A 13533-nucleotide genomic window follows, 5' to 3' on the forward strand; every position below is an offset into this window, starting at 1 on the left:
AAGTGGCTTTCACTAAAAGGTTATCTCATAATTCGTTGGCAGGCAAATGCGGGGGCTGATTGTGATTTACCCCGTTAGAGGTTTCCCTCTAACGGGGGTGAGATAGTAAAGAATCCACGCCCAAAGGGCGTAGCTTTGTTTGAGCCCTAAAAGGGCTTGCTTTTCCTTCCCATTAAAACGCAGCTGAGTGAAGGCTTTATCTGTGGAGAAAAGGGTTTATACTGTCTGAGCAAAGCGAGTTTATAAACCCGCCACAGCTAAAGCCGAAGCGAAGGAAGTCCCGCCTTGGTGGGACCAAGTTTTAGGGCGGCCTTTCTTTTGTTACTTTTCTTTGTCCGCAAAAGAAAAGTAAAACTTGTTATGGCATAGTCTTTTAATTCTCAGCCCGCCCAAAGGACGGGGATTTTTAAAGATTAATTACTCCAAGAATAAATTAACTTATAGATTAATCAAGAAAGCTACTTTTTTAAAACTACTCATTTCACCCCTAAAACAGGGCTTTTAAGAGTAAAAGAAAGGGCTTTGAAAGAGGAAAATGCTCCCCCTTTCTCTTCTTTTCATAGCTCAACCGTCGCCATATCTTCCAGCCAGCCGGCATTCTCCATCAACTGCCGCACAAGTATCCTCGATGCCTCTTCGGGGTATTCCGGCCTGGCGTGTATCTGGCTCATGACAAGCTTGTCGCCATCCCTGCCGCAGATCTCTATCTTGCCGATATCATGGCCCATGATAAACTTGAAGCCTTTGGCATAACCGTCAAGCTGCCGCTTCGCCTCGCTCACCATATCGACTCCTTCGGCCAGGGGCACCTGGAAGTGGTGCCTTACCCTCGATACGGGCATGCACTGGTACAGGTAGTAGGGGTTGACACCTATCCTGACAAGGCTGTTCATGAGTTCTGCCAGGGCCAGGGCGGAGTCGTTTACACCTCTTAGCAAAACGGCCTGGTTGTTGACGGCCACAGCTGCGCTTCTTATCCTGGCAACGGCTTTAGTCGACTCGGGAGTTATCTCTCTTGCATGGTTGAAATGTGTGGGAACATAAAGGGTTTTCCTTAAATTGAAATCCCGGAAAAGCTCTATCAGTTCGTCATCCATGAGCCGCTGGGGAAAAACGACAGGCGCCCTGGTGCCGATCCTCACGTAGTTGACATGGTCGATATGAACAAGCGACTCGAGCATCTTCCTTAATGACGATGTGGGAAGGAACAGGGGATCGCCGCCGGAGATGATTACATTGGTAATCTCGTCATGCTCCGCTATATATTTGGCGGCCTTTTGAAAGTTCTCTACCGTCTGGTCGTTAGGCAGGCCCACCATCCGCTTTCTGAAGCAGTGGCGGCAGTACATGGAGCAGTATTCCGTGGCAACGACGAGTGCCGAATAGGGGTACTTGTGCAGGATTCCATTTCCCTTGTCGTGCTTGTCGTCGCCGTAAGGGTCAGGTGTCGTCTCGCCCATTGAGCCGGCCAGAACCAGTTCGTCCTCTGTGGGCACTGCAAGTTTTCGGATAGGGTCTTGAGGGTCCTCTTTATCGATAAGGCCAAGGTAATAGCGGGGTATGTTCATGGGATGGTTACCGACCACCTTTTCAAGCTTTTCTTCCTCTTCGGAACCAAGCTCTATAAAGTCTTTCAACTCTTCAATGGTTGTTACATTGTTCTTCAGTTCTGCCTGCCAGCTATGGCAGCTTTCTTCATTGGTTACTCTTTCAGCATTCTGCATGATCCTCCTGGTTTAAGTTTAAAAAAAGGGCCCTCAATATTCAGGGCCCTGCGCTCTTTAACACCTTAAATAAAACTTCTTTTTTCTGTTAATATTTTCAGTAAATTACTGATTTGCTGACGCCAGTGTAACATGACCAATCAGTGAAAAGCAAATCTGTGGGGGAAATGAGGTGTTTAAAGAGTCGTTGACTCTATTTATGCGACAGGTGAAAAAAACGGGTTGCGTCCACGTTTCTTCCTTTTTCTCATCTTTTGTCGGGTTGTATTTTGTTTTGAAAGAGTCGATTAAGGTGGAAGATAAGTATTATGTCCCCAGAATTACATTCAGGACCTGACAAATTCGAGGAGAGGCCCATATTCGTGCGCATCGGCAGCCCGAAGCGCTTCTATGTAGAACCTGCGGCAGTTACCGACGTCGACAATATCACCACCTCCCCAGCTGAATCCGGGGCGCTCCAAAACCTGGACCAGCAAGAGATCCGTAATCGTACGGGCATGGCGGCCGTTGCCATTGGGGAATAGGTGAATGAAAACAAGCCTGTGATGAAATCTGACGGCTATCTCGTCAGCCGAATAGCTGCCATGATCTACCCAGGCCTTGACGTCTTCAAGGAGTTCTCTTAACTGAACAGGGATATGACGCCAGTGAATGCCTATGTTTTTGTCACTCATCCTAAACTCCCCGGCCCAGCGCCAGACATCCCCGAACATCCTTTTATGCAGGCGCCGCAGAAACCCTTCACTAAGGATATCCTTTTGTCTGCGACCGAAAGCCCATGCCTCTCCCTCTGCTATATTGTCCTGTTCCCATCTGTTTAGCTCACCCCGTGTCGTGATATGGGTAAGACGGAGTCCCTCAGACTCTTCCGGCGTAAGCGGGGTGGCCCCGTCATCGCCGTTCATATCCATCATGACTTACTCCACAAATCCTTCGGCATGGTGCGTATCAGTTCCTCCACAGCCTCATTGAGGGCCTTTTTCATCTCTTCATCCGACAGCTGCTGATCTTCAAGCCGCATTGAATGAGAGACCCTGTCCAGGCGCATTCCGGCCACACGCTCTGCCTGCCTCCTTACTGTTGACTCCAGGCTTTCGCGCGGCACCAAAGCATAAACAAAGACGGCATCAAGTGCTTCCGCTGCCTGCCTCATGCTCTTGATTGTAACTGAGCCCGACAGTTCGTCTTTTTCCAGCTTTGTTATACGCGGCGGTTTAACGCCGAGCCTGTCGGCAAAGTTCGCGCCCGACATTCCAAGCGCTTCCCGTATAGCACGAATCCAACCCTTCGGTGGGAGAGACACAGATTTTAATCCGGCAAATTGCGAAAGCGTTTTTTCAAGCTGTTCACGGACAAGCCGCTTGCGATCCTTTAGCATAATTAACCTCTTTGTTAATTTAACTAGCTATCATATTAACATAAAAATTAATTTTTGCAAGATTAAATTAATTTATAGGTTAATCAAAATGGGCTGCTTAATTCTTTGGCAGGCAACCAGAGGGGGGCTGATTGTGCGAACTTTACCCCGCTAGAGGTTCTTTTTTTATCTCTAATGGGGGGGGAAATGAGGTGAGATATGGAAAAAAAGACAATAAATGGTCGCTGTTGTAGATGCTTAGTAATTAGGTAACACTTTTGGTATATTTAACTTAACCAAAGGAGGTAGCTGATGCACTATTCTCAGCAAATAATTCTGAAACGTTGGCTGCCCATTCTACTCCTTAGCATGCTCTTCCTTTTTATAGATGGCGCAGCTGCCCAAGACAATCCTCAAGTGGAAGAAAAAGCTCACAGAGAGTCTGCCATTGACCTTACCTCAGAACATAAGCTCATCATTTTTCCGCAGGGAGATATCTACTATCCTCCCTACCTCGCTGATCCGCACAGGGTAGGCTTTGCTCTCCAGTGGCTTCACATGTCCCACGCAGGAATAACCGAATCAGGCAGCAGCCGCTACAACCTAAAGGCGGGGGGCAGGCTGGGCCTAATGAGATTACTTCAACCGGATCAAACGGACAGGGGATGGCAGCTGAGTCTCGAAGTCGGTTATGACGCACAGTTTGACGCCGACCACGCCTACGACAACATCGGCTGGGACGGCAATTACGGACTGGTTCTAACGGGAGCCCAAAACCGGCACATGGCCCTTAAGTTCGGCCTTCTTCACACATCGAGTCACATTGGCGACGAATATGCAGAGACAACTGGAAGAAAGCGCATCAACTATACACGTCAGGAACTGCTAGCCGGCATCAGCCTGGCCATCGATGCAAAGTGGCGGACCTACGCCGAAGGAGGGTGGGGCTTTGATCTGCGAAATGAGGAGCTTCAGGAGCCCGGACGCGTTCAGATAGGCCTGGAGTTTGAAAGTGCCCCCAGTCTCTGGAAAGGACATATAGGGTGGTATACTGCTCTGGACCTTTCCGCCACCGAGGAGAAGGATTGGCGTGTCGACACTTCATTCCACCTTGGCCTCCTCATGGACCAGGGAGTCCACAAATGGCGCTTCGGGATCGAATACTACAAGGGGCGCCCCAATATGGGGGAATTCTTCCAGGACGACGAGAGCTATATCTCCCTTGGGCTCTGGCTGGATATGTGAAGCTCCTCTTTCATTTCTTAGAGCACACATTTCACCCCTAAAAAGGGGCTTTTAAGGGTAAAAAAGGGGTATTCTAGAAACTTTAATCTTTAATATCGACTAGTTAACTTGGTCCGATCCCACGATGGCCCATGATGGCCCCTAAGTCCGACAGACTCCTGGAAATAGCCATTTGGGGGATGATAATTCTTGTAATCGATAGCTTACCCCATTAGTATTAGGACGAATAAAATAATTAAAATGGAGATAAATAAATGAATGAAAATGAAAAAATCAGTTATATCGAGTTTCCTACAAAGGACATTGAATCAACTAAAAAATTCTTTTCAACTGTATTTGGATGGTCATTCTCTGATTATGGCGATGAATATTCCGTTGTTGCGAATGCAGGCGTGAATGCAGGATTTTTCAAGTCAGAGCAAAATTCTTCCGTAGCTAATGGAAGTGTACTTATCGTAATCTACTGCAAGGAATTAAAGAAAACACAACAAAAAGTAGAGCAAGCTGGAGGTTCAATAGTAAAACCTACATTTGAATTCCCTGGTGGCTGTCGCTTCCATTTCACAGATCCAAATGGTAATGAATACGGGGTCTGGTCTGAAAAAGATATTTAAATACGCTGTAAAAGGAAGAAAAGGGGACGGTTGTTTTTATCTATGTACTCTCTCTAAGCTATTGACATTTAAGAATTTAATTTATTCTTTCTCTTAAAAGAGAAGCGTTATATAGATATATCAATCATTATAGTAGGGAGAAACAATAAACAGACCGTCAGAAAAAACAAGGTCATCAAAATCACCCTCTTCACCGCCGGGAACTCGGTTTCTCCCCAGGCTTTTCAATACATAGGAACTGCCGTCAGATTTGTATTTAAAGGGCGTACCCCATGCATCTTTATCCGGCCCATCATAGTATGAAGCAGGGATGCCCACATCCTCGAGATTGACACTTCTCGCTGAAAGGGGGAAATGCTTAAACTCTTCATAATAGGCGTCAAGCCTTTCACCGATTATTCTCATTTGCGTTCCCGTTGCACGGGGTCGAAAGTTTTGTGCTGTCTTGATCATTGGCCCCCGCAGGAGCCAGCCTGTCTGATGAACAAGTCCCGTAATAGAGATGCTCGTTGAAAACATAAGGATGAAGAGGCCTACCCCCATGAGGGTCCATCTCAAACTCCACAACCTTTCCCCCTCAAGCTCCACATCGCCTCTTCCGTAATTTTTGTATAACCAGGCCAGAAAGTAGTGGGCCGCTATTGTCAAAATGATTGCCGCACCGATCCCTTCAAGGATAGGAACTATATTGAACTCTATATTGGGAAAAACCCTGTACAGGTAATAAATCCATCCGAAGGCCAGGAAAAAAGGGATTTCAAGCAGAACGATTGCACCTGATATGAAGACAAAAACAAGGAATAAAAAAAGCTTAATAAATCTGGAAAATCCTTTCGAAAAGGCCATAATTATTTACCTTCTTTCAGGGAGAAGATCCTATCCAGAGGGAGCAGCTCAACCTGGCCGTTTGTCAGCAATACAAACCTTTCCTCTCCATAGCTGTCAGGCTCATAGGCAAGGGGGAGGATGGCAGAAGAATCAGGCGATAAACCACTATGGTATATATAGGCAAACTGTCCTGAAGTATCGAACCAGGAAGTCGCGGGAATGGAAACGCCTTTTTGATCCTGCGGAAAGCTGCCTTTATGCGTTTCAGCATACTGCCAGAGAACTTTTTTTAAATGCTCCAGTTTGAGGCGACGTGCATCCATCCCTTGCTGCATAGTATCGGACGACAACTTATAGACTGTACCCGTTTTTTTCCATGCGTCGGGAGTCATCAATTCTCTCGTTCCTGAAATCATTACCAGGATAAGGTGAAATGCCATGCCCCAGATGAAGACAAGGACAAGAGCCCTTTTGAAGGAGATTTTGGGGAGGCGGCTAAAATCTTTACGGAGTAAATTCCAGATTTTGTAAACTCCGAAAGAGGTCAACACATAAATAATTAGAAATAGAGAAATTGTAGATACCCGGAAGCGGGCAACATCGGTGAGGGTGAAAAAAGGCATTCCTGCCGAGGCAGGAAGGGGGAAAAGGAAAAAAAGAACGGTAAAAAAAAGGGTGCTGCTTTTTATCGGATTTCTTTTATTCATAGTTTTGATTTTACGATAAGGGATCGGTTATGGCAAGTTTGTAGAGAGGGGAAGGTTTAAAATAGTATTAAGTATTGTATCCCCGGAATTACCAAATCCGTTTTTGGTCGATGATGATTGAATTTACACACTTCATCACCATATGATAAACTCTGTCAATATTTCGAACTAATGAACGATCATAAAAATCGATAAAAACTGAAGAGAAGGATGAGTGGGGAATGATTTTACAAAATCATTTAAGTCGTCTTTTTTTTATTGCACTCCTATTTCTATTCTTATCAGGTTGTGCTGCAAGTGACAAACGTCCGCTAGCTATAAATGGTGTACTGGACCTCTCTGGCTGGGATTTTGAAAAACAGGGCATTGTCCACCTTGACGGCCAGTGGGAGTTTTACTGGGATCAGCTTCTTGCTCCAGAGGATTTTGCCAAAGCGACTCCGAAAAAGACAGGTTACATTAATCATCCCATGGTATGGAATGACTACATTTTTGATGGGACAAAGCTGAATAAAAATGGTTATGCAACCTTTCGTCTGATTATAAAAAATAACTTATATAATGACGTTTATGCACTGCGCTTATCGAAAATTTTATCCGCTTATACCTTATGGATAAATGGTCGAAAAATCGTCTCACGCGGTATTGTCGCAAAAGACCACAATTCGGAGGTACCACTCCTATCTCGGGAACTCTTCACATTTAAACCGGAGAGGACTGATCTTACACTAATTCTGCAGGTCTCTAATCATAACTACAATGCCGGTGGTCTTTCGACTTCCATCAGTTTCGGCCCTGAATCGATTATTCAAAATAACGAAAACAATTTCAATGTTTTTGTAATATTTGTTTTATCTTCTCTTTTGTTTATGGGGATTTATCATTTTGCTCAATTCATGATGAGAAGAAATGATCCTTCGCATCTCTTTCTTGCGATCTACTGTCTGTTGTGGGAACTTAATAATACATTTGGGTCACCCTCAGGATGGGCAATCAACTTTGTATGGCCCGATCTACCGTGGAAATTTTCAATCACCGTTGCTGTTGCTGCTTATTACCTATCCTGTCCTGTCCTTATGATGCTTATTCATTCTTTATATCCAAAGGAATGTTCTGTTAGGGTTGTTCACTTTTACCAGGCCCTGGGTGTGGGTTTCTTTTTATCCGCAATAATGTTGCCCGTAAGAATTTTTACAGGCTACATTCAGATATACCATTTTTTTACTTTTTTACTGCTCATTTATTGCGCCATTGTTCTTATCAAGGCCATCTCAAATAGACGGGAGGGCGCAGTGCTCATCTTTACTGGTTTTATGATCGTCGCTTTTTCCGGTGCCAATGATATGCTTAATGATACTTATGTGATTCAGACCCTTTACCTGACACCTCTGGCACTCTTGCTTTTCATTATTTTTCAGTCTTTTGCTCTTTCATTGCGCTTTTCAAAAGCCTTTGTTTCAGTCGAAAAGCTTTCTGTGGAACTGAAAGAAAAAAACATGACCCTGTCAAAAATGGACAAACTAAAAGATGATTTTTTAAGCAACACTTCTCATGAACTGAGAACACCACTGAGCGGGATCATCGGTATCACTGAGTCTGTCCTGGTTGACGGGAAAGAAGATTTGTCAAAAAATAATGCAAAAAACCTCACCATTGTAATTGACAGTGCAAGACGCTTATCAGGCCTGGTCAATGACATTCTTGATTTCTCTCGTCTCAAAGAAAGGGGGATTGAGATACAAAAAAAAGCCATTTCAATCAGGGAAGTCGCGAAGGTGGTGATCAACGTGACCAAAATACTTTCTCAAAGTAAAGCGATTACAATAAAAAACAACATTCCTGAAAATCTGCCCTATGTCGCCGGTGATGAGAACCGTCTTCAACAGGTTTTTTATAACCTCATTGGAAACGCCATCAAGTTTACTCCAGAAGGCTCCATCATAATATCAGCAAAAAAAGTTGAGAAGATGATCGAAATTTCCGTTTCTGACACGGGTATTGGGATTGAGAAAAACAAATTGAAGGACATTTTCCTTTCATTTGAACAACTCGATTCAGGCACGGCACGGCAGTTTGGTGGAACGGGTCTTGGTCTTTCAATTACGAAAAAATTGATAGAGTTGCACGGCGGCTCGATTCACGTAAACTCTGAGCCCGGAAAGGGTAGTGTGTTTTTTGTAACACTTCCCATTTACAGCGGGAATGATCGGAGTGGGATCAACATGACAAAAAACATTTTGGCAGATCGTGGGACTAATATTAATCTCGATCACATTTCCGGATTAAATAAAACAATTGATCTAACTGAAATTCAAGAACCCGAAGAAGGTGCCTTTAAAGTAATGATAGTTGATGATGAGCCAATCAATCTTCAAGTCGTCATGAATCATCTGTCACAAGAAGGGCTGGAGCTGATAATTGCAAGAGATGGCAAGGCAGCGTTGGATCACATTGAAAAAGGAGAAAGCCCCGACCTGGTTTTACTCGATATCATGATGCCCGTATTGACAGGTTATGAGGTCTGCCGCCACCTACGGCAACAGTATTCGGTTTCGGAACTTCCTGTTATCCTGCTGACTGCAAAAAACGGCATATCAGATCTCGTTGAAGGCTTTAACGTCGGCGCCAATGATTATATTACCAAACCTTTCAGCCGGGAGGAATTGCTGGTTCGTGTAAAATCTCATCTGCAGATCAAGGAGTCCTACGCGACACTTGCAGAGAACAAGCGTCTCAAGGATGAACTGCAACGTCGAAAAGAGACAGAACAGGAACTTCGAATAATGCAACAACGAATGTCTGTTTTTCTAGATAATGTTAACGAAGGGATCATTGCTATCAATGAAAATGAGGAGATTACCTTCTGCAATCAATATTGTGAAAAACTTCTGGAATATACAAGCGAAAGCCTGCTTGGAAAAAACTTCAATAAACTAATTCCTCAAAAGTATGAGGTAAATTCATTATCAGACTGGGTATTTGATAAAAATTATCAAAGGAATCACACCTTTGTATTACAGACCTCTCACGGAAAAGAGATCGAAATTGAACTGATGAGCACTTCCCTTGAACTTGAAGAGGAGACACTCTTTTTACTGGTCATTGGCAAAACAGACCATCTCAAAACTGGGGACCTGAAGGGAAAGGAAATCGTTCATACCCTGACGCTTGTCGATGAATTGAACCGTAACCGTGAGCGAATGCACAAGCTTGAAGAAGCCATGGGGAGCTTGCTCCCGGAAAAGCTTGAGAATCTCCCACACCTTCAGGAAGACATGAAGGCAATTGATGGTGTCCTTGACAAGGTTGGGCGGGAGTTGTTCAATGAAGGAAGCCATTCCAATAAAAAGAAACATGCTGTTAATGTGATGACCCTTGCTGTTAAATATTGGATAGAGACAACTGGTTTAACGAAAACCGATTTTGCCAAAGAGTCAAATATATGGAAGATTTACACAAACATTGACGGCTGGGAACGTGCCCAGACGCTCGACAAATACCTCGATATAAAAAAATTGCCAAAATACCCTCGCTGGAATAAAGTATCTGCCAGCGCTGAATTTATTCTCGACGCCTGCGAAAAAGAATCCCCCCTTAGGACAAGCCTGGAAAAAGCGCTTAATGATTTTCAACACTCCAATTAAACCGTAATTTATCTCTCTCTTACCTATCCTCTGAGTTCCCGATTTATCTTTGTCCTGTCGCTTTAATGAGTCTTGCCAGTTGACCCACACTTTCGGAGAACTGATCACTTTTTTATCCTCATTTTAAAATCAATCGTGGCAAGCCTAACTAAATAATGCTTTAAAATCTTATAGATACAAGTTTTTTTAACAATTTTTTTAACGATTTACAATATTGACTGTCAGGTCCGCTTTTTAATATAACAACTCAAGAATTAAATTTAATTTTGGAGGATGTTGAAATGAAAAGATTAAGTAACATATTCAGTAAAGCTGCTCTTATATGTTTTATCGCAGTGTTTGTTACCGCCTGTGGTGGTGGAACAGGCAGTGATATACAAAATGAAAACAATGAAGGGGATAACAATTCCGCACCCATGGCAATTGCCGGGGCTGACCAGAATGTAGCAACCGGCACAAAAATAAAGCTGGATGCCAGCCTAAGCAGTGATACAGATGGTGACCTCATCACTTATCAGTGGCAATTTACCTCCCTTCCTGACGGCAGTGCCGCCGTGCTGTCAGATGCCACATCGTATGGTCCAACCTTCACGGCAGACCTGGACGGCCTTTATGCCTTGAGTCTGATTGTAAATGATGGTGATGTAGACAGTGTAGCCGATGTTGTAACAATTACGGCATCATCATCCAATTCCACACCAATGGCCAATGCCGGGGCTGACCAGAATGTAGCAACCGGCACAGAGGTAACGCTTGACGGTAGGCTGAGTAGTGATGCAGACGCTGACCCCATCACTTATCAGTGGCAGTTTGTTTCGCTGCCTGACGGCAGTGCTGCTGTGTTGTCGGATATTGCACTGGTCAATCCAACCTTTACCGCAGATCTTGATGGCGCATATGTTTTAAGCCTGACTGTGAATGACGGCGCCAAAGCCAGCAGTGAGGATACTGTGACCATTACAGCGTTGACAACAAAACCAGTGCCGGTGGACAACTTGGCTTACCATGAAATAAATAAGTGGGAATATAAAATCGGTCCCAGGCATGGTGCTCTAGATACGGTTCTTTACTATGAGGTAGCTAAAGACTATTCAATAGATTTAAACGCATATTTTGCAGATAAAAGTAAACTACCGGCTTTTTACGGGAGATGGCTCGGAACTGATAAGCAATTTACTGCTATACAGAATCATATAAGAGTGGTTTTTGATCAGCCCATAAAATGGGACTTCATCGAACTAGAAAAAGGTATCTTGACACTAAAAAAGGGCTATCGATGGGACGGCGCATCAAGGCCGGCGAATACATTTAACATTGAAGATAACCGTGCGTTTTATGTCCGCTGTTCGGCTGTTCATGACGCAATTTATGATTTGATGCGCATGAACTATCTTTCTAACGATCATGCTGGACTTGGTTTTAATGATCCCGGATTCATGAATCGGCTCATTGCGGACATGATGATCTATATGATCATGGTTGAGGATGGTAGAAACAAAACATTTGCCCAAACGGATTTTGACGTAATAAGGTTCGGTGGAAGAGGAAAGACCCATAAAGATACTTTGTTGTCCGTATGGAAATATCACGTTTCTGAATTAACGGCCTGGGCATCGGATGGAAAAGTAGATTTGCATTGGCAGCCTGCAGATATATCCAAAAAGCATCCAGGCAAATATGGCAGTAGTGGTCATGATTATTATGTATATAGAAAAAGAAATAAGTCGCTGTGGGAACAAATTGGCCTTGTAAGGTATGTTGATGACGGCCTCTATAGCGATTCGAAAGTATTTTTCACAGACACGGAGATAACCTTCGGACCAATCTATTATTACCAAATCAAGGAAGTTACTGGTGTGTTTCATGATGAAAGCAATCAAACAAGCGTAACGCCGGTAATAGGAGCCGGAAACGCATTGAGTCTGGAAGGATATTACCAGTATGTTGCGGCAGATACGCTTTCCGGTGACATAAGCGGGGCTCCTGATTCGGCACTGACCCTTGAGGCCTGGGTCTATCCTGAATACCATCCATATCTGACCGCTATTCTTGCACTCAATGCATCGGACGGTGGGAATGGCCATCACGTGATGTATTATGATGGCGCAAATGGGACTTTTTGTTATCATGATCGCGATAACGGTATGATTTGTAGTGCCGGCACATTTGCTTTCGATAAATGGTACCATGTGGCCGTGACGATTAACATAAAGGGTGAAGGTATCTTGTGGGTTGATGGGGTGCAGGAGGCATCTTTCTCCACTACCAGCAGACCAAAAAAGACGGCATTTTTCAGTATCGGGCAGGAACGGAGCGCCAAGGAGGCTTCACGGCATTTTAAAGGAAAAATCGATGAAGTCCGTGTGTGGAACACAGCACGTACACAGGCAGAGATACAGGCAAACATGTGCAGCCCGATGCGCGGTGATAAGGCAGAGCTGATAGGGCTATGGCATTTTGACGAACCCATCAATTCGAGGAAGTCATACGGTGCAACGATCAATGGAAATATTGCGACAGTGGGAGGCTTCGATCCGAATATATCACCCATTGTGCCATCTGATGCGATGTCCCGGAGTGTCCAATGCGTGCCCTAACCAAACCATTATGGGAGAGACATGTAATCCTGATTACGGCATATAATGCGTAACGAGGAAGAAAACGAACAGCTATTACCTGGCATAGGGTAAATAAAAAAGGCAGGGCTTCGGCTCTGCCTTTTTTTGAAAGTCAATGGGGTCAAATCAAATCTAAAGGGAAGGGGACGGTTGTAGATACTCCGGTAGAGTCAACAGGAAGAAAGCGTATCGGCTATACACGTCAGGAACTGTTAGCCGGCCTTAGCCTGGCCATCGATGAAAAGTGGCGGACCTACGCCGAAGGAGGTTGGGGCTTTAGTCTGCGAAATGAGGAGCTTCAGGAGCCCGGACGCTTTCAGCTAGGCCTGGAGTTTGAAAATGCCCGTTGTCTCTGGAAAGAACGCATGGGGTGGTATACCGCTCTTGACCTTTCAGCTACCGAGGAGAGGGATTGGCGTGTCGACACCTCGCTCCACCTTGGCCTCCTCATGGACCAGGGAGACCGCACTTGGCGGCTCGGGATTGAATACTACAAGGGGCGTCCCAATATGGGGGAATTCTTCCAGGACGAAGAGAGCTACATCTCCCTTGGGCTCTGGCTGGATATCTGAGGCCCCTCTGCCATTTCTTAGAGCACTCATTTCACCCCTAAAAAGGGCCTTTTAAGGGCAAAAAAGGGGCACTCCAAAGGTTTTACTCTTTAATATCAACTAGTTAACTTTTAGAGTAGAAGGCAGCGAACCTGCCGATAATAAGACATGGTTCACAGCCTCCCCTCATCAAACCGTACTAGCGGTTCTCCCGCATACGGCTTTCCGATGTTCTTCTTTCTTAA

The 13533-nt window shown here is 44.6% G+C and carries 10 protein-coding genes; 5 read left to right on the plus strand and 5 right to left on the minus strand.

The features are described 5' to 3' along the window. Positions 1-557: 557 nt before the first annotated feature. The 3 genes from OEV42_12270 to OEV42_12280 form a co-directional block, all read right to left on the minus strand. Positions 558-1724 carry a KamA family radical SAM protein gene (locus OEV42_12270; GenBank protein ID MDH3975047.1) on the minus strand — a complete coding sequence of 389 codons (1167 nt, stop codon included), beginning with the start codon at positions 1722-1724 and terminating at the stop codon, positions 558-560. A 326-nt stretch (positions 1725-2050) separates the two neighbouring features. Then, positions 2051-2638 carry a mobile mystery protein B gene (locus OEV42_12275; GenBank protein MDH3975048.1) on the minus strand — a complete coding sequence of 196 codons (588 nt, stop codon included), beginning with the start codon at positions 2636-2638 and terminating at the stop codon, positions 2051-2053. Continuing rightward, on the minus strand, positions 2635-3102 hold the full coding sequence (locus OEV42_12280; protein MDH3975049.1) for a mobile mystery protein A: 468 nt from the start codon (positions 3100-3102) through the stop codon (positions 2635-2637). The genes OEV42_12275 and OEV42_12280 overlap by 4 nt, the downstream gene beginning before the upstream one ends. 291 nt (positions 3103-3393) lie before the next feature. Between OEV42_12280 and OEV42_12285 the strand changes: the two genes are divergently transcribed. Beyond that, complete coding sequence (locus tag OEV42_12285) at positions 3394-4326, plus strand: DUF1207 domain-containing protein (GenBank protein MDH3975050.1); 933 nt, start codon at positions 3394-3396, stop codon at positions 4324-4326. Between the two features lie 254 nt (positions 4327-4580). Further along, positions 4581-4940, plus strand: coding sequence for a VOC family protein (locus OEV42_12290; protein ID MDH3975051.1), 360 nt, complete (start codon positions 4581-4583; stop codon positions 4938-4940). A 120-nt stretch (positions 4941-5060) separates the two neighbouring features. Here the strand turns inward: OEV42_12290 and OEV42_12295 are convergent, their stop codons facing one another. Continuing rightward, positions 5061-5786 (minus strand): type II secretion system protein GspG, encoded by a 726-nt coding sequence (locus OEV42_12295; protein MDH3975052.1) that lies wholly within the window; start codon positions 5784-5786, stop codon positions 5061-5063. A 2-nt stretch (positions 5787-5788) separates the two neighbouring features. Next, positions 5789-6475 (minus strand): hypothetical protein, encoded by a 687-nt coding sequence (locus OEV42_12300; GenBank protein ID MDH3975053.1) that lies wholly within the window; start codon positions 6473-6475, stop codon positions 5789-5791. A 221-nt stretch (positions 6476-6696) separates the two neighbouring features. Between OEV42_12300 and OEV42_12305 the strand changes: the two genes are divergently transcribed. The 3 genes from OEV42_12305 (at position 6697) to OEV42_12315 (ending at position 13309) form a co-directional block, all read left to right on the plus strand. Then, positions 6697-10119, plus strand: coding sequence for an ATP-binding protein (locus tag OEV42_12305; protein ID MDH3975054.1), 3423 nt, complete (start codon positions 6697-6699; stop codon positions 10117-10119). Between the two features lie 281 nt (positions 10120-10400). Beyond that, positions 10401-12716: a PKD domain-containing protein gene (locus tag OEV42_12310; GenBank protein MDH3975055.1), complete on the plus strand. Its 2316-nt coding sequence runs from the start codon at positions 10401-10403 to the stop codon at positions 12714-12716. A 248-nt stretch (positions 12717-12964) separates the two neighbouring features. Next, positions 12965-13309, plus strand: coding sequence for a DUF1207 domain-containing protein (locus tag OEV42_12315; protein MDH3975056.1), 345 nt, complete (start codon positions 12965-12967; stop codon positions 13307-13309). Positions 13310-13533: the final 224 nt, after the last annotated feature.

The organism is Deltaproteobacteria bacterium, assembly GCA_029860075.1.
In the GTDB taxonomy this organism is placed as follows: Bacteria; Desulfobacterota; JADFVX01; order JADFVX01; family JADFVX01; genus JAOUBX01.